This is a genomic window from Micromonospora sp. NPDC020750 (genome assembly GCF_044334565.1).
Classification (GTDB): Bacteria; Actinomycetota; Actinomycetes; order Mycobacteriales; family Micromonosporaceae; genus Micromonospora.
The window spans coordinates 139,270-161,480 of sequence record NZ_JBIRTH010000008.1; the positions used below are offsets into that span (position 1 = coordinate 139,270).

Genomic DNA, 22,211 nt, shown 5'->3' on the forward strand with positions numbered 1-22,211 from the left:
CACCCCGGGTCGGCCGGAGCCCTGGCCCCGTAGGCCGACGATCAGGCGGGGCCGGCGACGGCGCGGGCGGCGGCCGGGTCGAGCGGGCTGCCGGCGGGCACCAGGCTCACCAGGCCGGCCGGCAACCGGACGGGTCGCACGTCCCGGTAGCCGAGCACGCCGAGCACCTCCGGGTCGGCCAGCACGTGCCGCCGGCCGAGGTCGGTGACGACGGAGACCGCGCCGCCGGTGGCCCCCGGCGCGGCGGCCGACTCCACGACCGCGCCGTGCCCCGGCTCGACCACCACGTGATCGGCGACCGCCGACGCGCCCGCCGTCTGCGGGCTGCCGGACAGGTCGGGCACGGCCGCGCCGAGCCGCACGTCGCGGACCTCCCCGTCGTCGCCGACGCCGACGCAGAGCGCTCCGCCGTCCGGGGCGGCCAGCCGGGGCGGGCCGGTCGGCGGGGCGGTCGGGCCGGTCGGCACGAGGTCGGGCTGCTTGGGCAGCGCGGCGAACCGGCCGAGGGTCAGCGCCGCCGGCTCGCCCTGGCCGGTGCGGGCGAGCAGCAGGTTGGCCTGCAACTCGGTGATTCCGGCGAGGCCGTCGGACAGGGCGACGGCGTACTGCCGGCCACCGCCCGAGTTGCGGATCAGGAAGACGTCGCCGACCGCCGCGCCGGACACCCGGGCCGAGGGCCGCCCGAGGCCGGGCAGCTCCGGCGGGGCGAGGTCGGCCCCGGCCGGGATGCTGTCGATCAGGGCTGGCGCGGCCGGCACCGCGCGCTGGCGGGTGGCGGCGAGCGCGGCGAGCGACCGGCCGGCGTCCCGCAGCAGGTACCGGCGGGCGTGCCAGACCAGGTGCAGGCCGCCGCCGGGGTGCCGCAGCAGGACCGCGTCGTCGCCCGGCGCCCGGCCGCCGGCGGCGGCCACCCCGATCAGCACGGCGGAGCGGGGGGCGGGCCGCTCCGCCTCGGTGGCGGCGACCGAGCAGACGGTCCACGGGGCGGTCGCCAGGCGGGACCGCTCGGGCAGCGAGTCCGGGGCGTCGGGGATGCCCAGCGGCAGGCCGCGCGGCACCCCCTCGATCGAGCGGCGGGCGACCAGCACGGTCTGCGGGCGTTCGGCGCCGATGATCAGCAGCGCGGAGGCGTAGTTGAGCACCGGGTGCAGCTTCTGGTCGCGGTAGACGAAGCGGGCGCCGGACTCCTTCTCCACGATCACCGCGCCGGCGTCGCGCCACTTGCTGCCACCGCCGGTGAAGAGCCCGTACAGGGCGAAGCCGCCGAGGACGATCGCGGCGACCAGCACGCTGGCCAGCCCGGCCCCGGCGAGCCGCCGGAACGGCGACCGCGCCGGGTCCGTCTCCCGCATGACCAGGGCGGCGACCGCCCGCTGGACGGTGAACTGGTACGAGTGAAGCTGGTCCTGCCGCGACGGCATGCGGTCCCCTCCGACGGGTCGGTCGGGGCACAGGATAAACGCTGCGTCGATCCCTCGAAGACCCTCCGTCGCCGACCGGAGGGGCCGGGCCGGTCGTCAGGGATACAGGAGGCAGTCGGCTGACCCCACCCCGCCCCACCCGCCACCGCCCCGGCGGGGGTGGGCCCGCCCACCTCAGCGGGTGGTTTCGCGCAGGTGGGCGGCGAGTAGCCCGACGGCCAGCAGCGCGGCGGCGGCACCGACGAGCGGCAGCGGCGCGGGGCCGGCCGGCAGCCCGTCCTGGCGTACCGCGCCGGTGACGTCGAGCCCGCCGAGCCCGTTCACCGCCGCCCACCACAGCGCCACCCAGCCGACCTGGAACGGGCGCGGGCTGCGGGTGAGCGCGCCGAGCGCCAGCGCCCCGGCGGGCAGGAGCAGCACGGCGGCGGCCCACGCGGCGAGCCCCGGCCCGTCGCCGGCCAGCACCATCCGCAGCGCCGGCACCCCGCCGACGCCCGCGGTCAGCGCCGCGCCCGCCGCCCACTGGGCGACCACCCGACGGTACGGCCGGGGGTGGGCGGCCAGCAGCGGCTCGACGCCCTCGGCGTGCGCCTGGGTGCCGAGCCGGGACCAGACCAGGACCGGCCAGATCCAGGCGGCCAGCAGCAGTCCCCGGGTGGCCACGACGGCCGGCGCCACGGCGGCCCCGACGGCGAGCGCCGCCACCCCCGCCCACCACCAGCGGGACAGCCCCTGCACCAGCACCCGCAGCTCGCCGGCGAGCAGCCGCCCGGCGGTTGCCCCGGGGCGGGCCGGGGTCCGGGGCCGCCCACCGAACGCGGCGACCGGGTACCCCGCCGGCCCGCCGGAACCGGGCACCGTGCCCGGGGCCGCGAACGGGCCCGGGCCGGCAGCCACGACGGCGGCGGGGTGCCCGGCGGGGCCCTCGGGGGCGGGCCGGTAGCGGCCCCGGGCCGGGTCGAAGCGGGTGAACCAGAGCGCGGGCAGCACCGCCAGGCCGGCGGCCAGCAGCAGGAGCAGCAACCGCGCGGCGACGAACCCGGCGTCCGGGTGCAGGCCGGACCAGTCGAAGACGCGCAGCGGCGCGTCCCGGGCGGTGAGCCCGAGGCTGAACTCCGCGCCGCCCGTCGGCACCCCCCGCCGGGCCAGGTCGGCGGCCACGGACTCGGCGACCCGGTGGCTGCCGAGACCGCCGAGCGGCGCACCGGCGCTCTGCCCGCCGACGACCGCGACCATCCAGCAGCAGAACCAGACGACGTTGCCGAGCCCGGCACGCAGCGGCCGGATGGTGCCGAAGAGCACCGCCGCCGCCGCGGTGACCGCCAGCACGGGCAGGGTCAGCAGCAGGAACGGCGACAGCAGCGCCACCGGGTCGAGCACGCGGGACTCGCCCCGGGCCAGTTGCAGCACCACCGCCGTGCCGGCCAGCACGCCGGTCATCGACGCCAGCACCAGCAGGTTGCTGCCGAACTTCCCGGCGAGGTAGGCCACCCGGGTCAGCGGGGTGGTGGCCAGCAGCTCGCCGACACCGCCGCGCTCGTCGCGTTCGATGCCGTCGCGCAGCACGTAGAAGCCGCCGAGCAGCAGCCACAGGGCCGCCGCGAGGGCGGTGACCGTGCCGGTCCAGGCGCTGTCGTAGCTGCCCCGCCAGCCGCCCGCGTCGAGGATCACCCAGCGGGCGTCGGCGGCGGGCGCGGCGAGCAGGCCCAGGCCGATCGCCGCGCCCAGCACCACCAGGTACGCCGGCCGGCGTACCCGCTCCCGCAGGTCGGCCAGGGCGACCGCGCCGGCCGCGTGGGCCTGCGCCGCGAGGCGGGCGGGCATCCGGGGGTCGCTCATCGCCGCACCGCCAGGGGCGGGGCCGGCTGCGGGGCGTGGATCGCGTCGAGGTACGCGTCCTCCAGGTCGGGGGTGACCGGCACGGCGCCGGGCGCGGGCGGCGCGGCGGCCAGCACCCGGGCGCGTACCCCCGTCGGGGTGCGCAGCGTGCGGGTGAGCACGTGTCCGGCGGCGAGTCGGGGGACCTCCTGCGGCGGCAGGTCGACCTCCCACACCCGGCCGGCCAGGGGTCGCAGCAGGTCGGCGGGAGCGCCCCGGCGGCGCAGCCGACCGCCGGCCACGATCGCGATGTCCCCGGCCACCGACTCGACGTCGGAGACGATGTGGGTGGAGAGCAGGACCACCCGGTCGGCGGCCAGGTCGCTGAGCAGGTTGCGCAGCCGGACCCGCTCCTCCGGGTCGAGACCGGCGGTCGGCTCGTCGACGACGAGCACCCGGGGGTCGGCGAGCAACGCCTGGGCGATGCCGACCCGCCGCCGCATGCCGCCCGAGTAGCCGCCGAGCGGCCGGCGGGCCGCGTCGGTGAGGTTGACCAGCTCCAGCAGCTCGTCGACCCGGGCCCGCGCCGAGCGCCGGGACAGCCCCTTCACCGCCGCGAGGTACGTCAGGAACTCCCGCCCGCTGAGCTTCGGGTAGCCGGTGAAGTCCTGCGGCAGGTACCCGAGGGTGCGGCGCAGCGCCTCGGGTCGGGCGACCGCGTCCGCCCCGTCGAAGAGCACCCGGCCGCTGCTGGGCCGGGTCACCGTGGCGGCGATCCGCAGCAGCGTCGACTTTCCCGCCCCGTTGGGACCGAGCAGCCCGACGAGCCCCGGCCCCAACCGCAGAGTCAGCCCGTCCACCGCCCGTCGGCCGCCCCGGTACACCTTGCCGACGTCCACCAGCTCCAGCACGATTTGCCCTTCCTCCCCGCCCGGTCCGTTCCGCCTCACAGCGGACCACGCGGCGGCGGGGGCGGGCACTACGCGCAGCCCCCCAGGTCGAGGTAGGGATGGGTATACCCCTCCGCCTCCAGGGCGGGCACTACGGTGGTCCGGTGCCGTCCCTTGAGCCGAGCGCCGCCCCGGCGGCGGAGCCGCGCACCGCCCCGGCGGAGCCGGAGACGGTCCTGGCGGCGCTGACCCGCCCGGGTTTCGCGTTCGGCCGCTGGCCGTGGCGGTCGCTGGCGTACCTGCTCGGCACCGTGCCGGTGGTGCTGGCCGCGGGCGTACCGCTGGGGGTGCTCGCGCTGCCGTGCGCGGCCCTCGCGGCCGGCGGGTCCGGCCCGGCGCGGGCCGGCGCGGCGCTGCTCGCCGTGGCCCTGGCCCTGGCGTGCGGGCCGCTGCTGGCCGCCCCGGTGGCGATGGTCGAGCGGTGGCGGCTGCCGCTGGTCGACGTCCGGCCGGTCCCCCGCCGCCCACCGGCCGAGAGCCCGGGCCGTTGGCTGCGCTCCCGGTACGCCGATTCGGCGGCCTGGCGGGAGTCGGCGGACCTGGCGCTGCTGGTGACCGTCGTCCCGGTGCTCTACACGGCGGTCGCCGTGGTGCTGCTGCTGATCGGCGTGCTGCTGGCCGCGCCCGCCCTGGTGGCCGGCTCCGACCAGCCGGTGTCGCTCGGCATCGGCACGGCCGCGACGATCGGCCAGGCGGTGCCGTACGCCCTCGTCGGGCTGATCGCGGCCCCGGCCGTGCCCTGGCTGGTGGGGCTGCTGGCCGGCGGGCACGGCGCGCTCACCCGGGCGCTGCTGGCCGCCGGCCCGGACGAGCGGCTGCGGGCCGAGCTGGTCGAGGTGTCCCGGTCCCGGGCCCGGCTCGCCGCCGCGTTCGAGGCGGAGCGGCGACGCATCGAGCGTGACCTGCACGACGGGGCGCAGCAGCGGCTGGTCAGCCTGACCCTCCAGCTCGGGCTGGCCCGGCTGGACCTGCCGCCCGACTCCCCGGCGGCGCTCTCCGTGGCCAACGCGCACCGGCAGGCCAAGGAGCTGATGGCGGAGCTGCGGGCGCTGATCCACGACATCCGGCCGCAGGTGCTCACCGACCGCGGCCTGGCCTGCGCCGTGGAGGAGCTGGCCGACCGGGCGGGCGTGCCGGTGACCGTGGACGCGGTGCTGCCCGCCCGGCCGCCCGCGCATCTGGAGGCAACGGCCTGGTTCGTGGTGGCGGAGGCGCTGACCAACGTGGCCCGGCACAGCGGCGCGACCCGGGCCACCGTGCGGTTGCGGCGGCGCGGCGACGCGCTGCTGGTGGAGGTGGGCGACGACGGGCGCGGCGGCGCGGATCCGGCCCGGGGATCCGGGCTGACCGGGCTGGCCGACCGGGTCGCCGTGGCCGACGGCAGAATGTTCCTGTCCAGCCCGGTGGGCGGGCCTACCCTGCTATCCGTGGAGCTGCCGTGGACACAGCACGAACCGCCGTCCGGGTAGTGGTCGCCGAGGACGACGTCCTGCTGCGGGAGGGCCTCGCCGGGCTGCTGGTCCGGTTCGGCTTCGCGGTGCCGGCCGCCGTCGGGGACGCCGACGCGCTCCTCGTGGCGGTCGCGGAGCACCGGCCGGACCTGGTGCTCACCGACGTGCGGATGCCGCCCGGGCACACCGACGAGGGGCTGCGCGCCGCGCTGCGGCTGCGCTGCGAGCACCCCGACCTGGCGGTGGTGGTGCTCAGCCAGCACGTCGAGCACGGCGCCGCCGCCGACCTGCTCGACTCCGGGGCCGGCCGGCGGGTCGGGTATCTGCTCAAGGACCGGGTGGTCGACGTCGAGGAGTTCGCCGGGGCGCTGCGCCGGGTGGTCGACGGCGGCACGGTGGTGGACCCGGAGGTGGTCCGGCAACTCCTGCGCCGGCAGCGCGACCCCCTCGGCCGGCTCTCCGCCCGGGAGCGGGAGGTGCTCGCCCTGGTCGCCGAGGGCCGGTCGAATTCGGCGATCGCCCGGGAACTGGTGGTCTCCGAGGCCGCCGTCGGCAAGCACGTGGGGAACATCCTCGCCAAGCTGAACCTGCCGCCGACCGACGACGCGAACCGCCGGGTGCTGGCGGTGCTGGCGTACCTGCGGCAGCCCGGCGACTGACGGAGAACGACTGGCCGCCTGTCGACGACGAGCCCGCCGCCACGCTCCGCACGGTCACACCAGGCGTCGGTGGACGAGCACCCGTAGGGCCACGAATCCGGGGACGACGGGTAGCCAGAACGTCGCGAGCCGGTAGATCAGGACTGCGGCGACGGCCGTCTCCACGGTCAGCCCGTAGAGCAGCAGCCCGGACACGAGAGCCGCCTCGGTGGCCCCGAGCCCACCGGGCGTGGGGGCGGCGGAGGCGACGCCTTCGCCGACGACGCACACCAGGATCACCGGGGGCACCAGCGTGAGGTCGACCGGGTGGCCGACGGCGAGCACCGCGAGGTAGAGACTTGCGCCGTAGCAGATGGTGAGGGCGACTGAGGACACGACCAGCCGGACCAGCCGGTGCTGACGGGTCAGGGCGTGCAGGGCCGACAGCACCTGACCGGCTGCGGCGCGTCCCTGCCGGCGCAGCCGGGGGACGGCGAGGGCCGCGGCGGCGACCAGCAGCACCGCCACGACGGTCAGCAGGATTGGCAGCGCCTTTGCGCTGGCCTCGTGGGTCAGGGCGCGGGCGGGCTGGCGGGCGAAGGGCAGCAGCACGGGCAGCAGCAGCACGACGGAGACGATGCCCGCGACACGGGACACGGCGACGGCGGTGGCCGCCTCCGCCGTGGGGATCGCCTTCTGGTGCAGGTAGCGCAGGCTCAGGGCGGCGCCGCCGACGCTGCCCGGGGCCAGCCGGTTGGCGAAGGACGCGGCGACCTGCACGACGGTCGCCTCCCGTAGCGGGATCCGGTCGGCGACGCAGAGACGCAGCACGACCGCGCTGAGCACATAGGTGGCCACGGAGGCGAGCAGGGTCGCGGTGACGGCCAACGGGTTCGCGCGGGCCATCAGGTGCAGGGCGGCGCGTACCTGCCCGACCTGGGGAAGGAGGAGGTGTACGAGCAGGCCGAGGACGAGCAGCAGCCCGATGCCGTGGGGAGTTACCCGCACGACCCGGGCCAGTCGGTCGTCGCGGTCCGGGCAGTGCCGCAGGATCTCGCCGCGTACCTGGTCGAGCAGGTCGGGGAACCGGCCCAGCGTGCTTCGTCCCGCCCGGGAGAGCACCGGTTTCTGCAGGTACGGCAGGCTGTCGGCGACGTGCCCGCCGCCGAACTGCGCGACGGCCGCGTCGACGGCGGCCCGAGGGCTGATCCGACCGGCGAGGGTGACCAGCAGTTCGACGACGTCCCGGGACTGCTGGTCGGCCGAGGCGTCGTCGGTGCCGAAGCCGAAGTCGACGAGGTACGCGGTCCGGCCGCGGATGAGGATGTTGGCCGCGCGCAGGTCGCGGTGCGCGATCCCGGCGCGGTGCAGCAGCGCCGCCTGTCGGCAGGCGTCGGCCGCCGCGTCGAGCGGCAGCGGTCCGAGCGTCGCGTCCAGCGAGGGGGCGTCGGTGAACTCCTGCACCAGCAGGGCGTCACCGCGCCCGGTGGTGGCGGTGGTGACGACTGCGGGCACGCGCGCCCCGGCGCGCTGCGCCAGCAGGACCATGTAGGTCTCGTGCTCGTTCTTCTGCTTCGCGGTGGCGTATGGCGGCTCGTCCGCCACCTGCCGGTAGCGCAGCCGCCGATAGAGCTTGTACGCCCAGTCCGCGTCGCGCTGTTCACCGCCGGTCACCTTCACGAACATCCGGCGGCCGTCGGCGGTGTCCACCCGCCAGGGCCGTGAACCACGGGCGTCCCCGGTGATCGGTTCCAGCCGGACGGCGTCGATGCCGCGCTGCGCGAGCACCCGGCGCAGCCGCGAGGTGGACTGCTCCGGGCCGACCTCGCCGACGATGAGGCGGGTCAGGCACACCGCCAGCCAGCCGGCCAGGAACCCGCCGACCGCGTCGGTGGGCAGGTGCGCACCGACGTGCACGCGGGCCAGGGCGACCAGGACGATCACCGCCCACAACGGTCGACGCCAGCGCGGATCGACGGCGCGGGCGGTGACGAGGCAGAGGGCGGAGGCGACCGCGACGTGCCCGGACGGGTAGCCGAACGCTCCGGTGATCGTGTCGTGCGTCCGTACGTCGGCCAGCAGCGCCGCGGGTCGCTGCCGGGCCACCGCGGCCTTGCCCAGCACCGCGAGCCAGTACGCCAGGTTGCCGGCCAGGAGCAGGTCGCGGGCGACCGCGAAGCGCCGCATGAGCGCGGCCACGGCGGCGGCGACGAAGACTGCCACGTACGACCCGACCTGCATGACCACGGCCAGCCCGGGAGTCAGCCCGGCCGGCAGGCGGTTGAGCAGGGTGAACAGGTCCCGTTCCCAGCGGGTGACCGGGTGGTGGCGCACCGCCAGGCTCACCGCGACCAGCAGACCGGTCGAGGTGACCAGGCTGACCAGCAACGCCGGTGACGGGCGGTGCGTCCGGGCCATCGCCAGTCCTCGACTCCGACGGTCGCTCCCCGGAGCCGGCTCCGGGCCTGTGGATCGACCCTACGGCCCGGGTGGGCGCCGGCACGGCCGTTTCCCGGCCAGGCCCGCCGGACGGGGTCGGCGTCCCGGCCCCTCGCCGTGTCCCTGGTTCATTCCGGACGGCTTCGCCTCTGCGGTGGGGTCGGTTCGTGCGGACTTCGCCGGCGGCGGGGGGACAGCCAGCCGAGGAAGCGGGTGTGCAGCACGCCCGGGGCGGGGCTGGCGCCCAGGCGGCGCATGTCGTCCCTCGCCTCGTACATGGACGCCGCCAGGTAGAACGCGAGCGCGATCGAGTGGCCGCGGAACTCGGCGAGCAGGGCGAGCCGGGCCGGTGAGCACGGCCAGGGCGCGGCGCAGGACCGGCACAGCCAGGCGGGACGCATCGGCAGGTGCGGCCGGGGCGGGAGGCGGCTCACCGGCGTCTCCCGTTCAGCGGCCGGGCGGCGGAACGGGGGAACGGGCGGCTGCTCCGGCGTCGGCTTCCCGGCCCGGTGTTCCCGGCAGCGCACGCATCCGCAGCGCGGTCCACGGCGCGACCCGTGCCGGCGTCCCCTGTGCAACATGGCTATCCCTTTCGACTCCTGTGGAGGGCCGCCCCGCGCCGGATGCGTGGGGCGGCCGACGGGCGCGACCGCCGGGCCATCGCCTCCACCGGCCGCGCCGTCCTCTGCGGAGAAACCCTGCCGCGCGTGATGGCCCAGATACAGGGCGTAAGGGTATGGTCAGCAGACATCCCTGACATCCCCTTGGGAGGGGCCTTGAACGACGCTCTCCGGGCCGCGCTGCACGACACCGGGCACACCACCGACTCACTCGCCGCAGAGGTCGGCGTCGATCCAAAGACGACCGCGCGATGGCTGCACGAGGAACGCATCCCCCATCCCCGGCACCGCGCGGCGGCGGCAGCCGTCCTCGGCCGGGACATCGGGGACATCTGGGCGGACACATCGAGACGTCGGGAGCCCATCTGGTTCCGGCCGTGGCAGGAGATCGAGCGCGAGGCGGTCTCGCTGCGGTCCTTCCAGTCCATCGTGCTGCCCGGCCTGCTCCAGACGGAGGCGTACGCCCGCGCGGTGCTCGGCGGCACCGGCCTGATCGCCCGGGGCGACGTGGAGCGGCACCTGGCCACCCGGCTGGCCCGCCAGGACATCCTGCGCCACGACGACCCGCCGCAGTTCACCGCCGTCGTCGACGAAGCGGTGCTGCGCCGGCCGGTCGGCGGCCCTGCGACCATGCGCGAGCAGTTGCACGCCCTGGTCGCGACGTGCGCGCACCCGCACGTGCGGGTGCACGTCGTGCCGTCCCGGGTCGGCGCGTACGCCGGGCTGAACGGGCCGTTCGTCATCGCGGCCAGCGCGGACCACCGGCTCGCCGGCTACCTGGACAATCAGCTCCAGGGGCAGGTGGTCAGCGACCCGGACGACATCGCGGCGATACTGGGGGCGTGGGAGAACGTGCGCGGCGAGGCGCTGTCCCACTGGCAATCGGTCGAGCTGATCACGGAGGTGGCGCAGACATGGACCTGACTGGCGCGCGGTGGCGCAAGAGCAGCCGCAGCAGCGGCAACGGCGGCGACTGCGTCGAGGTGGCCGACAACCTCCCGGGCGTCGTCGGCGTACGCGACAGCAAGGACCCGACCGGCCCGGCCCTCACCTTTCCCCCGGCAGCCTGGCGCACCTTCGTCGCCCGGGTCGCCGGCCGGAGCTGACCCGCCGGTAATTCCCGGCGTCCCGGGAGGCGGTCGCGATACGGTCCGTCGATGGACGACGGGGACGGATACTTCGGGGAGCGGGTGGCGGCGAGGTACGACGACCCGTCGGACGAGCGGTTCGACCCGGGCGTGGTGGCCGCCACGGTGGACGTGCTGGCGGAGCTGGCCGGCGGCGGCCGGGCCCTGGAACTGGGCGTCGGGACGGGACGAATCGCGCTGCCGCTGGCCGGTCGCGGGGTGCCGGTGCACGGCGTCGACCTGTCCCGGGCGATGGTGGCCCGGCTGCGCGCCAAGCCCGGCGGCGACGCGGTCGGCGTGACGATGGGCGACTTCGCGACGACCAGGGTGGCCGGGACGTTCTCGCTCGCCTACCTGGTCTACAACACGATCATGAACCTGACCAGCCAGGCGGAGCAGGTGGCCTGCTTCCGTAACGTCGCGGCGCACCTCGAACCCGGGGGACGCTTCGTGATCGAGGTGGAGGTGCCGCTGCTGCGCAAGCTCCCGCCCGGCGAGAACGTCGTGCCGTGGCACACCAGCCCGACCCGGTGGGCGTACGACGTCTACGACACGGCCACCCAGGCGTGCAGCTCGAACTACGTCAGGGTCATCGACGGACGCGGCGAGTTCCGCTCGATTCCGTTCCGGTACGTGTGGCCCGCCGAGCTGGACCTGATGGCCCAGCTCGCCGGGCTACACCTGTGCGACCGCTGGTCGGGCTGGGCCCGGGAGCCCTTCACCCACGAGAGCACCGGACACGTCTCGGTCTGGGAGAAGCCGGCCGACTGACCGTTGGCGACGGTCAGCCGGCCGGCAACGCGGGTCCGGGGAAGGTCAGTTCCACCGGTCCTGGTTGAGGAACCGGGCGAAGCCCCGCCACGAGTTCGGCCCCATCGCCCCGTCGATCGGGCCGGTGTAGCCGTAGCCTGCGGCGAGCCGCTGCACGGCCTTCCACGAGTTCGTACCCATCACCCCGTCGATCGGGCCGGTGTAGCCGTAGCCGCGCATGGCCCGTTGCAGCGCCGCGTAGGTGTTCGCCCCCGGCACACCGTCGATCGGGCCGGTGTAGCCCGAGGTGATCCGCAGCCAGTTCTGCATCCGCTTGTAGAAGATGGCGCCCGGGATGCCGTCCTGCTCGGTCGAAGTCTTGGGCAGGCCGCCGCCCGGGTTCTGGCCGATGTAGGTGAGCGGGTTGATCCGTACCCCACTCGGGTTGATCATGTGCCAGTGCAGGTGCGGGCCGGTGGAGCTGCCGGAACCGGGGGCACCGACGGCCCCACCGGACCGTCCCACGATCGCACCGGCGCCGACCGCTGCGCCGTTGCCCAGCAGGAACTGCGACAGGTGCATGTACTGGCTGCGGTATCCGTCCGCGTGGTGGATCGTGACGGTGTGCCCACCGGTGCCGTTGTTCGGGATGTTCTGGATCGTGCCGGCGCCGCAGGCCGGCAGGTTGGTGCCGACGCCCATCCCGAAGTCGATGCCGCCGAGCGAGCCGCTGTTGAGGTGGTCCTGCCAGGATCCGGTGATCGCGTAGCCGGCGAACGGGTTGTAGATCGACGGCGCGGCGTGGGCGATCCCGGGCAGCCCGAAGACACCGCCGACGGCGAGGGCGCCGGTGGTCAGGGCGGTGCCGCGCAGCAGCGTACGGCGACTGAGCCCGGCCTGCGGTTGCTCTCCGCCACCGCCACAGCAGCCGGGCAGGTGTTCACGGCCCATAATCGTTCCTCCGCACGGTCGTAGGTGATCATTGACGTGCAGAGGGTAGCCCTTGAAGTGGCGTACATCAATGCTTGAAGGCCCGGCCCGCACGCCCGGCGTAGGGGTGGTGCCACGCCTGGCCACCCTCTACCATTGCTCGATGATCATCGATGCGTGTAGAACGACCAGCTCGCCACGCGGCGGCACGGGCGCTCCGGCAGGAGACCCGGCATGACCGCCGTTCTGGGGCGGCTCGCGGTGGCAGTCGCCATCGCCGTCGCGTTGCCGATGAGCGTCGGGGTGACGCCCGCCACCGCGACGCCCGCCGCCGCAGCGGTGCCGCCCGGCACGGTGTCCGGCATCGACGTGGCCACCTGGCAGGCCGGCATCGACTTCGCCGACGTCCGCGCCGACGGCCACCAGTTCGTGATCGTGAAGGCCGGCGGCTCCCAGCTGTCAGAGGGCCCGTACATCGGCTCGCAGTACGCGATCCAGGTGAACGGCGCGCGGGCGGCGGGGCTCAGGGTCGGCCACTACTGGCTGGCCGGGGACTTCCAGACCCCCACCCAGGCCGCCGACTACTTCGCCGCCCACCTGCGCGACTACCGGCCCGGCGACGTGATCGCGCTGGACAACGAGGTGCTCGACGACTCGACGAGGCTGTGGAACGACACCGAGGTCACGACCTTCTTCCAGCGGATGCGCGACCGGATCGGCAACCACGTGCCCTGGCTGTACCTGGGCGCGACCGACCTGCGCTCCCGGACGTGGCCGCGAACGATCGCGGCGGGCGTGAAGCTCTGGGTGGCGATGTGGGGCGCCAACAACGGCAGCTACCCCGGTGAGCCGAACCTGGGCGGCGCCTACCCGACCTGGAGCGCGCACCAGTACAGCTCGGCGGGATCGACCGGCGGCATCGCCCGGGTGGACCTGAACGTGGCCAAGCCGAGCGCGTTCGAGATCGTCAACGGCGGACCGACCGACCCGCCGGCGGACGACCCGCTGCCCAAGACCACGACCGAGCAGGACGGCACCCCTGGGCCGGTCATGTGGATGCGCGCCCAGAACTGGCTGTCCATCACGTCCGGCTACGCCGGCCCGATCGACGGCGTGCCCGGGGCGAACACCTACGCGGCGCTGCAACGGGCCATGCGCGGCTACGGCTACACCGGCCCGATCGACGGGGTGATGGGGCCGAACTCGTGGAAGGCGGTGCAGCGGCTCGCCGCAGGCTACGGCTACACCGGCCCGATCGACGGGGCGATGGGGCCGAACTCGTGGCGGGGCTTCGCCCGGTTCCTCAACCAGGACCGGTGGGACTGACCGACGGGACGGCGGGATAGCGGGGCGGCGGGGCGGCCGGGGATCGGCCTGCGCCGCCCCCCGCTGCGATCGTGATCCGCGTCACAGTCGACGTATAGCGAAAATTGCCCCCACTCCGTTCGCACCTGCCCTGGTTAGGCGTGTGCGGCCAACGGTCTTTGTAGGTTTCCTACAACTGTCGCCGTCCAGCGTGCGTTGTCTGCGACATGGCGTTCCCCACCGGCAGACGGAAGGGTGAACACTGCCGGGGGTCGCCGTGTCGCGGCACACCCGTCGTCGGACTACAGAAGGGCTCGGTCGGGTGTTCAGTCGTGTCGCCATCGTCAACCGTGGTGAGGCCGCCATGCGGCTCATCCACGCCGTACGGGACATCGCCGCGGAGACCAGGACCCGGATCGAGACTGTCGCCCTGCACACCGACGTCGACCGTGCGGCCACCTTCGTCCGCGAGGCGGACCTGTCCTACGATCTCGGTCCCGCGTCCGCGCGCCCGTACCTCGACCTGAAGGTGCTGGAACGCGCGCTGGTGGAGACCGGGGCCGACGCCGCCTGGGTCGGCTGGGGCTTCGTCGCGGAGGACCCGGCGTTCGCGGAGCTGTGCGAGAAGGTCGGAGTCACCTTCGTCGGGCCGAGCGCGGAGGCCATGCGCAAGCTCGGCGACAAGATCGGCGCGAAGCTGATCGCCGAGGAGGTCGGCGTTCCGGTCGCGCCGTGGAGCCGCGGCGCGGTCGAGACCCTGGACGCCGCGCTGGCGGCGGCGGCCGGGATCGGCTACCCGCTGATGCTGAAGGCGACCGCGGGCGGCGGCGGGCGCGGCATCCGCGTGGTCACGAACGAGGCCGAACTCGCCGACGCCTACGAGCGCACCAGCCAGGAGGCCGCGCGGGCGTTCGGCAGCGGCGTCGTGTTCCTGGAGCGCCTGGTCACCGGTGCCCGGCACGTCGAGGTCCAGGTGATCGCCGACGGCGCGGGCACCGCCTGGGCGCTCGGGGTCCGCGACTGCTCGGTGCAGCGGCGCAACCAGAAGGTCATCGAGGAGTCGGCGTCGCCGGTGCTCAGCCCCGCGCAGACGGCCGAGCTCAAGACGTCGGCCGAACGGCTGGCCCTCGCGGTCGGCTACCGCGGCGCGGCGACCGTCGAGTTCCTCTACCACCCCGGCGACAAGCTGTTCGCGTTCCTCGAGGTCAACACCCGCCTGCAGGTCGAGCACCCGATCACCGAGTCCACCACCGGGTTCGACCTGGTCAAGGCGCAGCTGCACGTGGCCTCGGGCGGGCGGCTCGAAGGTGAGCCGCCGGCGGAGCGCGGGCACGCCATCGAGGCCCGGCTGAACGCCGAGGACCCCGACCGCGACTTCGCGCCCTCCCCGGGCCGCATCGCGCGGCTGGCCCTGCCCGCCGGGCCGGGCATCCGGGTGGACACCGGAGTCAGCGAGGGTGACACCATCCCCGCCGACTTCGACTCCATGATCGCGAAGATCATCGCCTACGGCCGCGACCGCGACGAGGCGCTCGGCCGGCTGCGCCGGGCGATGGCCCAGACCACGGTGATCATCGAGGGCGGCGCGACGAACAAGAGCTTCGTGCTCGACCTGCTCGACCAGCCCGAGGTGATCGACGCCAGCGCGGACACCGGTTGGATCGACCGCGTCCGCGGCGAGGGCCGGCTCGTCACGCACCGGCACTCCGCCGTCGCGTTGGCCGCCGCCGCCATCGAGGCGTACGAGGAGGAGGAACGCGCCGAGCGCCAGCGGCTGGTGTCGACGGCGTTCGGCGGACGCCCGCAGGTGCAGCACGAGAGCGGCCGCCCGCTGGATCTGAAGCTGCGCGGCGCCGGCTACCGCGTCCGCGTGGCGCGGGTCGGCGCGCACCGATTCCGCGTCGGCGTCGAGGCGGGTGACGACGTCCGCACCGCCGACGTCGAGCTCGACCGCTTCGACCGGCACACCGGGCAGGTTCTCGTCAACGGCACCCGGTACCGCCTGCTCACCAGCACGTACGGGCCGATCCACCTGGTCGAGGTGGACGGCGTGACGCACCGGGTCAGCCGCGACGAGGGCGGCGTCGTCCGCTCCCCCGCGCCCGCGCTGGTCGTCGCGACGCCGCTGAAGGTCGGGGGCGAGGTCGAGGCGGGCGCTCCGCTGCTGGTGCTGGAGAGCATGAAGATGGAAACGGTGCTGCGGGCGCCGTTCAAGGCCCGGCTGAAGGAATGCCTCGTGTTCGTGGGCAGCCAGGTGGAGACCGGCGCCCCGCTGCTGCGGCTGGAGCCGCTCGCCGACGACGACGCCGACGCCGAGAACGCCTCGGCCGGCAACGCCGTCGAGCTGGACCTGCCTGCCGCGCCCGAGGAGGTGCCGGCGCGGGAGCGCACCCGGCGCGGCCAGGAAGACCTGCGCAGCCTGCTGCTGGGCTACGACGTCGACCCGCACGACGAGCGCCGTGTGCTCGACGACTACCTCGCCGCGCGCCGGAAGAGCACCGAGGACCGCACGCGCCCCCTCGCCGAGGAGCTCGAACTCGTCTCCCTGTTCGCCGACCTGACGGAGCTGAGCCGCAACCGGCCGGCGGGTGAGGACGGCGGCGGCGACGGCCACGTGCACAGCGACCGCGAGCACTTCCACACCTATCTGCAGAGCCTCGACGTCGAGCGGGCCGGGCTGCCGGAGGCGTTCCAGGCCAAGCTCGCCAAGGCCCTCGGGCACTACGGCGTACCCGACCTGGAGCGCTCGCCCGAGCTCGAAGCCGCGGTGTTCCGGATCTTCCTCGCGCTACAGCGGGCGTCGACCGACGCCATGGTCGTCACGACGCTGCTGCGGGCGTGGCTGCGCGAGCCGCCGCCGGACGAGACGCTGCGCGAGCCCGCCGGTCTCGCGCTGGAACGGCTGGTGGCCGCGACGCAGGTCCGCTTCCCCGTGGTGGCCGACCTCGCCCGCGGCGTGGTGTTCGCGTGGTTCGGCCAGCCGCTGCTGCGCCGCAACCGCGCCCTCGTGTACGCCGGCGTCCGCAAGCACCTGCGCTTCCTCGACGAGCACCCGGACACGCCGGACCGCGCCGAGCGCATCGCCGAGATGGTACGCAGCACCGAGCCCCTGGTACGGCTGCTCGGCCAGCGGCTCGTCCGCGGCGCCATGGACAACTCGGTGCTGCTGGAGGTGCTGACCCGGCGGTACTACGGCAACAAGGGCCTCACCGGTGTCCGCACCGGCGACGTCTCGGGCTGCAGATTCGTGGTCGCCGAGCGGGCCGGCTCGCGGCTGGTGACCTCGGCGGTCAGGTTCGAGGCGCTGGGCGACGCGCTGCGCGGGCTCGCCGAGCTGGCGAACGGCCAGGAGGCCATCGACGCCGACATCTACCTCGCGTGGGAGGGGCAGCCCGAGGACTCCGACGCGATGGCCGCCGCCCTGCACGAGGTCATCGCCGCGCACCCGCTGCCGAGCCACGTCAGCAGGCTCACCGCCACCGTCGCGGGCAGCCGCGGCGCGGTGATGCACCACCACTTCACGTTCCGCCCGTCGACCACCGGGATGGCCGAGGAGCGGCTGATCCGCGGCCTGCACCCGTACATCGCGCAGCGGATGCAGCTTGAGCGGCTGCGCAAGTTCGACCTCACCCGGCTGCCGTCGTCGGACGAGGAGGTCTACCTCTTCCAGTGCGAGGCGCGGGAGAACCCGTCGGACGACCGACTCGTCGCGTTCGCCCAGGTACGCGACCTGACCGAGCTGCGCGAGCACGACGGCAGGCTGATCGCGCTGCCCACGGCCGAGGACACCGTCGCCACCTGCCTCGACTCCATCCGCCGCGCGCAGTCGCGGCGGCCGTCGAAGAAGCGCTTCAACACCAACCGGATCGTGATCTACGTCTGGCCGCCGAGCGACCTCACCCGCGCCGAGCTGGAGACGATCGCCGGGCGTGTGCTGCCGACGACCGCGGGCGCCGGGCTGGAGGAGATCCTGTTCATCGCGCGGCAGCGCGACCGGACGACCGGTGAGCTGACCAAGATCGCCGTACGCGTCTCCTTCGACGCCACCGGCGGCACCGAGCTGACCATCGGCGAGCCGTCGGACGAGCCGGTCGAGCCGCTCGACGACTACCGGCTGAAGGTGCTGCGGGCGAGCAGCCGCAACACGGTGTACCCGTACGAGCTGACCGGGCTGCTCGGCGACTTCGTCGAGCACGACCTCGACGAGAACCACGTGCTGGTTCCGGTCGACCGGCCCAAGGGCCGCAACCGGGCGGCGATCGTCGCGGGCGTGGTCGCCACGCCGACCCGGCGACACCCGCAGGGCGTCACCAGGGTCGTGCTGCTCGGCGACCCGACGAAGTCGCTCGGGGCGTTGTCGGAGCCGGAGTGCCGCCGCGTGAACGCCGCGCTGGACCTGGCCGAGCGGATGCAGGTGCCGCTGGAGTGGTACGCGCTGTCCTCCGGCGCGCGGATCTCCATGGAGTCCGGCACGGAGAACATGGACTGGGTGGCGGCGACGCTCAAGCGGATCGTCGAGTTCACCCAGGACGGCGGCGAGATCAACATCGTGGTCGCGGGCATCAACGTCGGCGCGCAGCCGTACTGGAACGCCGAGGCGACGATGCTCATGCACACCAGGGGCATCCTGGTGATGACGCCGGACTCGGCGATGGTGCTCACCGGCAAGCAGTCGCTCGACTTCTCCGGTGGCGTGTCGGCCGAGGACAACTTCGGCATCGGCGGCTACGACCGGGTGATGGGCCCGAACGGGCAGGCGCAGTACTGGGCGCCGAGCCTGACCGCCGCGCGGGCCGTGCTGATGTCGCACTACGACCACACGTACGTCGCGCCCGGCGAGGAGGGGCCGCGACGGGCGAGGACGACCGACCCCGTCGACCGCGACATCTCCGACTTCCCGCACACCGTGGCGGGCAGCGACTTCACCACCGTCGGCGAGATCTTCTCCGCCGAGGCCAACCCGGACCGCAAGAAGCCGTTCGACATCCGGTCCGTGATGCGGGCGCTGTCCGACCAGGACCACCCGGTGCTGGAACGCTGGGCGGGCATGGCCGACGCGGAGACCGCGGTGGTGCAGGACGTGCATCTCGGCGGCATGCCGGTGTGCCTGCTCGGCATCGAGTCACGGTCGGTGTCCCGGCGGGGCTTCCCGCCCACCGACGGCCCGGACACCTACACGGCTGGCACGCTGTTCCCGCAGTCGTCGAGGAAGGCCGCGCGGGCGATCAACGCGGCCAGCGGCAACCGGCCGCTGGTGGTGCTGGCGAACCTGTCGGGCTTCGACGGCTCGCCGGAGTCGATGCGGAAGCTTCAACTGGAGTACGGCGCCGAGATCGGCCGGGCGATCGTGAACTTCCGTGGGCCCATCGTGTTCTGCGTGATCTCGCGGTACCACGGCGGCGCGTTCGTGGTGTTCTCGAAGGCGCTGAACCCGAACATGACCGTGCTCGCGCTGGAAGGCTCGTTCGCCTCGGTGCTCGGCGGCGCTCCCGCCGCCGCGGTGGTGTTCTCCGGCGACGTCAACGCCCGCACCGCGGCCGACCCGCGGGTGCGGGACCTGGAGGCCCGCGTCGCGGCGGCCTCCGGCGCCGACCGCGCCGCGTTGACCGCCGAGCTCGACGAGCTCCGCTCGACGGTCCGCCCGGAGAAGCTCGGCGAGGTGGCCACGGAGTTCGACCGCGTGCACAACATCCAACGCGCGGTCGAGGTCGGCTCCGTCGACGCCGTCATCCGCGCCGCGGAACTGCGCCCACGGATCATCGAGTCCATCGAGTCCCGCCTGCGCTGACGGTCCCGCTGCAACGATCATGAACCGTGGCCTCCTCCTTCGGGCGGAGGCCACGGCTTTTTGTGCCACCCCCACTCCTCATCCTTCCCCATCGCGCCTATGATGGGTCACGATGAGGGAAGAAATGTACTCGGTCGAGCAGGTGGCCGAGCTGCTCGGCCTGCACGTGCGCACGGTCCGCGGCTACATCCGCTCGGGCCGGCTCGCGGCGGTGCGGATCGGCAAGCAGTACCGGATCGCCCGTGCCGATCTCGACGCGCTGACCGGGCGGTCCCAGCCGCTGCCGACCCGGGCCGGTGGCGCGTCGGTGGAGGTGTCCAGCATCGTGCAGATCGACGGCGTCGACCGGGCGGCGGCTGACCGGCTGGGCACGCTCGTCCTGGCCGGGGCGAACACCGGCCACGACCCCGCGCGCCCGCTGCGCATCCAGACCGTCCACGACGAGGAACGAGACCGGATGAAGATCGTGATCCTGGGCGACGCCGCCACCACCGCCGACCTGCTGCGCCTGCTCGACGCTGTGCTCGACGGCGACAACGGCCTGTTCGCCGGGAGGGTCGACCATGCCTGACCAGGTACGGGAGCTGGCCGGGGTGGCCGTGCTGATCTGCGACCCGGCCGGCCCGCCGGTGACGACCGTGCAGGACGCGCTGGACCTGATCGGCGCGGCCTTCCTCGGCGCCGAGGTGGTGGCCGTGCCCGCGAGCCGGCTGGACGGGGACTTCTTCGCCCTGGACACCCGGTTCGCGGGCGAGGTCATGCAGAAGTTCGTCAACTACCAGCTACGCCTGGCCGTCCTCGGCGACATCTCGCGGCACCTGGCGGCCAGTTCGGCCCTGCGCGCCCTGGTCCACGAGTCGAACCGGGCCGAGCACGTCTGGTTCCTGCCCGACCTCGACGCGCTCGAAGCCCGGCTCACCGCCCGAACCTGAACCCACCCCACCTGATCACCCTCTTTCAGAGAATTAGTGGCCTCTCCGGCGCAGGAGGCCACTAATTCCCTGAAAGAGCGCGATGTGGGGTGGGTGGGTGGGCGTGGTGGGTGGTGGGTGGGTCAGGGGTGGAGGATCAGGCGGATCGGGTTGCCCTGCTTGGACTGCACCCGTGCCACGGCCTGCTCCGCCTCGGCGAGCGGCAGCACGTCGCTGATCGAGGCGGCGAGGTCGAGGCGGCCCTGCCGGGCCAGGGCGACGAGTTGCTCGACGTGCCCGGCCTCCGAGCCGTAGTGGCCGAGCACCGCCTGCTGCAGGTAATTGAAGGTGCTGTCCGAGGCGATGGTGACCGGCTTGTTGGCGATGCCGGCGAGCACCAGCCGGCCCCGCCGCGCCAGCACGGTGAGCGCCTGTTCCCGCACGGGCGTGACCCCGGCGAAGTCGAAGGCGACGTCCAGGCCGCGCCCGCCGGTCAGCTCGAGGACCGCGTCCCGGAACGCGGAGTCACCCGGATCGAGGGCGGCGTCCGCGCCGAGGGTCAACGCCCGCTCGCGGGCCGCCGCGAGGGGTTCCACCGCGATGACCGGGGCCGCCCCGACCAGCCGCAACAACTGCACGGCGTGCGCGCCGAGGCCGCCGACGCCCCACACGCCGGCCGCCTCGCCGGGGCGGGTCCGGCCGGTGTCGGTGACCGCCGCCCAAGGGGTGGAGACCGCGTCGGGGATGATGCACGCCTGCTCGAAGGGCAGGTCGTCGGGGATCGGCACGACGGTGTCCTGGCGGGCCAGGGCGTACTCGGCCCAGCCGCCGTCGTAGTCGACGCCCCTGGTGAAGACGGTCCCCGTGCGGTCCCGCTCCCCCGCCTGGAGCAGCACCCGCTGCCCCGGCTCCCAGCCGTCGGCGTCGTCGCCGAGGGCGTCGACGACCCCCGCCACCTCGTGGCCGAGGGTCACCACGTCGCCGGGCAGGTAGAGCGGGGTGAGCGCGCCTTCGATCAGGTGCACGTCGGACAGGCACACCCCGGCCGCCTCGACCCTGATCCGCACCTGGCCCCGGTCCGGCTCGGGGACCGGCACGGTCTCCATCCGCAGCCTCCGGTCCGCCACGTGCAGTCGTCCGGCCAGCATCTCCGCCGCCACGAGCACCACCCCTCCCCGCCGGTCGCCCTGGCTCGGTCGCCTCCGGGCGGGGTTACCCGGGACGGATCGGAGGATGCGCCGCGGGCGTACCGGATGGGGTCGCTGCGGCGGCCGGGCCGGCGCGGGCGGTAACATCCGCTCGGACCCCGGCCGAAGTGAGGCAACCGCGTGAGCGTGCGATTCGAGGAACTGGCCTGGCGGGAGACCCCGATCGGCGAGATCAGCCTGCGCCGGCGGCACGACCCCGCGCTGGACCGCGAGGTGTACGAGGTCAAGCTGGACGACGAGTTCCTGATGTCCAGCCTCTTCCCGGTGGCGGAGATCGAGCTGGCCCGGCTGGGGCTCGCGCCGCTTGCCGGCACGGCCCTCGACGTCGTGGTCGGCGGCCTGGGCCTCGGCTACACGGCCCGCACCGCCCTGGAGGACCCCCGGGTCCGCTCCCTGGTGGTGGTGGAGGCGATCGAGGACGTCATCGACTGGCACCGGCGGGGGCTGCTGCCGTTCGCCTCGGGGCTGGCCGACGACCCGCGCACCCGATTCGTCAGGGCGGACTTCTTCGCGGCGGTGGCCGGCGGGGCCGGCTTCGACCCGGACGAGGCCGGCCGACGGTTCCACGCCATCCTGCTGGACGTGGACCACTCCCCCCGGCACGTGCTGCACCCGAGTCACGCCCCGTTCTACACGGCCGACGGCCTGCGCCGCCTCGCCGACCTGCTGCACCCGGACGGGGTCTTCGCGCTGTGGTCCAACGACCCGCCGGACACCGACTTCCAGCGGGTGCTCACCGGGGTGTTCCCGACCTCGCTGGCCCACGTCGTCCGCTTTCCCAACCCGTTGCAGGGCCGGGAGTCCGCCAACACTGTCTACGTCGCCCGCCGGTAGCCGGCCCACGCCCGCCCGCCT

At 74.4% G+C, this 22,211-nt stretch carries 17 protein-coding genes; 10 read left to right on the forward strand and 7 right to left on the reverse strand.

Annotated elements, in window-relative coordinates:
• Positions 1–41 precede the first annotated feature (41 nt).
• The 3 genes from eccB to ACH4T9_RS24005 all read right to left on the reverse strand — a co-directional run bounded on the left by eccB (position 42) and on the right by ACH4T9_RS24005 (position 4,150).
• Positions 42–1,421 (reverse strand): type VII secretion protein EccB, encoded by a 1,380-nt coding sequence (eccB, locus tag ACH4T9_RS23995; protein WP_396673582.1) that lies wholly within the window; start codon positions 1,419–1,421, stop codon positions 42–44.
• Between the two features lie 174 nt (positions 1,422–1,595).
• Positions 1,596–3,260, reverse strand: a complete 1,665-nt coding sequence (locus tag ACH4T9_RS24000; protein WP_396673583.1) for a hypothetical protein — start codon at positions 3,258–3,260, stop codon at positions 1,596–1,598.
• Positions 3,257–4,150 carry an ABC transporter ATP-binding protein gene (locus ACH4T9_RS24005; protein WP_396673584.1) on the reverse strand — a complete coding sequence of 298 codons (894 nt, stop codon included), beginning with the start codon at positions 4,148–4,150 and terminating at the stop codon, positions 3,257–3,259. The genes ACH4T9_RS24000 and ACH4T9_RS24005 overlap by 4 nt, the downstream gene beginning before the upstream one ends.
• Positions 4,151–4,293: 143 nt before the next feature.
• Here ACH4T9_RS24005 and ACH4T9_RS24010 point away from each other — a divergent pair, with 143 nt between their 5' ends.
• Positions 4,294–5,658 carry a sensor domain-containing protein gene (locus ACH4T9_RS24010; protein WP_396673585.1) on the forward strand — a complete coding sequence of 455 codons (1,365 nt, stop codon included), beginning with the start codon at positions 4,294–4,296 and terminating at the stop codon, positions 5,656–5,658.
• A complete protein-coding gene (locus ACH4T9_RS24015) occupies positions 5,628–6,299 on the forward strand; it encodes a response regulator (protein ID WP_396673586.1) in 672 nt (223 codons plus the stop codon). Before ACH4T9_RS24010 ends, ACH4T9_RS24015 begins: the two co-directional genes overlap by 31 nt.
• Before the next feature lie 54 nt (positions 6,300–6,353).
• On the opposite strand, the gene ACH4T9_RS24020 is transcribed toward ACH4T9_RS24015, so the two are convergent.
• Both ACH4T9_RS24020 and ACH4T9_RS24025 read right to left on the reverse strand, forming a co-directional pair.
• Positions 6,354–8,696, reverse strand: a complete 2,343-nt coding sequence (locus ACH4T9_RS24020) for a lysylphosphatidylglycerol synthase domain-containing protein (RefSeq protein WP_396673587.1) — start codon at positions 8,694–8,696, stop codon at positions 6,354–6,356.
• A gap of 149 nt (positions 8,697–8,845) precedes the next feature.
• Positions 8,846–9,151: a hypothetical protein gene (locus ACH4T9_RS24025; RefSeq protein ID WP_396673588.1), complete on the reverse strand. Its 306-nt coding sequence runs from the start codon at positions 9,149–9,151 to the stop codon at positions 8,846–8,848.
• Between the two features lie 342 nt (positions 9,152–9,493).
• Here ACH4T9_RS24025 and ACH4T9_RS24030 point away from each other — a divergent pair, with 342 nt between their 5' ends.
• The 3 genes from ACH4T9_RS24030 to ACH4T9_RS24040 are packed head-to-tail and all read left to right on the forward strand — an operon-like array spanning position 9,494 to position 11,235.
• Positions 9,494–10,261 (forward strand): DUF5753 domain-containing protein, encoded by a 768-nt coding sequence (locus ACH4T9_RS24030; protein ID WP_396673589.1) that lies wholly within the window; start codon positions 9,494–9,496, stop codon positions 10,259–10,261.
• Positions 10,252–10,443: a DUF397 domain-containing protein gene (locus tag ACH4T9_RS24035; protein ID WP_396673590.1), complete on the forward strand. Its 192-nt coding sequence runs from the start codon at positions 10,252–10,254 to the stop codon at positions 10,441–10,443. Before ACH4T9_RS24030 ends, ACH4T9_RS24035 begins: the two co-directional genes overlap by 10 nt.
• Before the next feature lie 51 nt (positions 10,444–10,494).
• On the forward strand, positions 10,495–11,235 hold the full coding sequence (locus ACH4T9_RS24040) for a class I SAM-dependent DNA methyltransferase (RefSeq protein WP_396673591.1): 741 nt from the start codon (positions 10,495–10,497) through the stop codon (positions 11,233–11,235).
• Positions 11,236–11,280: 45 nt separating this feature from the next.
• Here the strand turns inward: ACH4T9_RS24040 and ACH4T9_RS24045 are convergent, their stop codons facing one another.
• Positions 11,281–12,165, reverse strand: coding sequence for a peptidoglycan DD-metalloendopeptidase family protein (locus ACH4T9_RS24045; RefSeq protein WP_396673592.1), 885 nt, complete (start codon positions 12,163–12,165; stop codon positions 11,281–11,283).
• Between the two features lie 213 nt (positions 12,166–12,378).
• Between ACH4T9_RS24045 and ACH4T9_RS24050 the strand changes: the two genes are divergently transcribed.
• The 4 genes from ACH4T9_RS24050 to ACH4T9_RS24065 all read left to right on the forward strand — a co-directional run bounded on the left by ACH4T9_RS24050 (position 12,379) and on the right by ACH4T9_RS24065 (position 20,169).
• Positions 12,379–13,470 (forward strand): GH25 family lysozyme, encoded by a 1,092-nt coding sequence (locus ACH4T9_RS24050; protein ID WP_396673593.1) that lies wholly within the window; start codon positions 12,379–12,381, stop codon positions 13,468–13,470.
• Between the two features lie 301 nt (positions 13,471–13,771).
• Positions 13,772–19,237 carry a carboxyl transferase domain-containing protein gene (locus ACH4T9_RS24055; RefSeq protein WP_396673594.1) on the forward strand — a complete coding sequence of 1,822 codons (5,466 nt, stop codon included), beginning with the start codon at positions 13,772–13,774 and terminating at the stop codon, positions 19,235–19,237.
• A gap of 112 nt (positions 19,238–19,349) precedes the next feature.
• Positions 19,350–19,808, forward strand: coding sequence for a helix-turn-helix domain-containing protein (locus ACH4T9_RS24060; protein WP_396673595.1), 459 nt, complete (start codon positions 19,350–19,352; stop codon positions 19,806–19,808).
• A complete protein-coding gene (locus tag ACH4T9_RS24065) occupies positions 19,801–20,169 on the forward strand; it encodes a DUF4180 domain-containing protein (RefSeq protein WP_396673596.1) in 369 nt (122 codons plus the stop codon). The genes ACH4T9_RS24060 and ACH4T9_RS24065 overlap by 8 nt, the downstream gene beginning before the upstream one ends.
• 122 nt (positions 20,170–20,291) lie before the next feature.
• Here ACH4T9_RS24065 and ACH4T9_RS24070 read toward each other — a convergent pair whose 3' ends face one another.
• Positions 20,292–21,308 carry a zinc-binding dehydrogenase gene (locus ACH4T9_RS24070; protein ID WP_396673597.1) on the reverse strand — a complete coding sequence of 339 codons (1,017 nt, stop codon included), beginning with the start codon at positions 21,306–21,308 and terminating at the stop codon, positions 20,292–20,294.
• A 168-nt stretch (positions 21,309–21,476) separates the two neighbouring features.
• Between ACH4T9_RS24070 and ACH4T9_RS24075 the strand changes: the two genes are divergently transcribed.
• A complete protein-coding gene (locus ACH4T9_RS24075; protein ID WP_396673598.1) occupies positions 21,477–22,190 on the forward strand; it encodes a spermidine synthase in 714 nt (237 codons plus the stop codon).
• The last annotated feature ends 21 nt before the right edge of the window (positions 22,191–22,211 follow it).

Bases quoted from the DNA above. Each gene is read 5' to 3' on its own strand.
- ACH4T9_RS24040 (WP_396673591.1), top strand. From the start codon at position 10,495: ATGGACGACGGGGACGGATACTTCGGGGAGCGGGTGGCGGCGAGGTAC.
- ACH4T9_RS24035 (WP_396673590.1), top strand. From the start codon at position 10,252: ATGGACCTGACTGGCGCGCGGTGGCGCAAGAGCAGCCGCAGCAGCGGC.
- ACH4T9_RS24000 (WP_396673583.1), bottom strand. From the start codon at position 3,260: ATGAGCGACCCCCGGATGCCCGCCCGCCTCGCGGCGCAGGCCCACGCG.
- ACH4T9_RS24065 (WP_396673596.1), top strand. From the start codon at position 19,801: ATGCCTGACCAGGTACGGGAGCTGGCCGGGGTGGCCGTGCTGATCTGC.
- ACH4T9_RS24020 (WP_396673587.1), bottom strand. From the start codon at position 8,696: ATGGCCCGGACGCACCGCCCGTCACCGGCGTTGCTGGTCAGCCTGGTC.
- eccB (WP_396673582.1), bottom strand. From the start codon at position 1,421: ATGCCGTCGCGGCAGGACCAGCTTCACTCGTACCAGTTCACCGTCCAG.
- ACH4T9_RS24050 (WP_396673593.1), top strand. From the start codon at position 12,379: ATGACCGCCGTTCTGGGGCGGCTCGCGGTGGCAGTCGCCATCGCCGTC.
- ACH4T9_RS24060 (WP_396673595.1), top strand. From the start codon at position 19,350: ATGAGGGAAGAAATGTACTCGGTCGAGCAGGTGGCCGAGCTGCTCGGC.
- ACH4T9_RS24045 (WP_396673592.1), bottom strand. From the start codon at position 12,165: ATGGGCCGTGAACACCTGCCCGGCTGCTGTGGCGGTGGCGGAGAGCAA.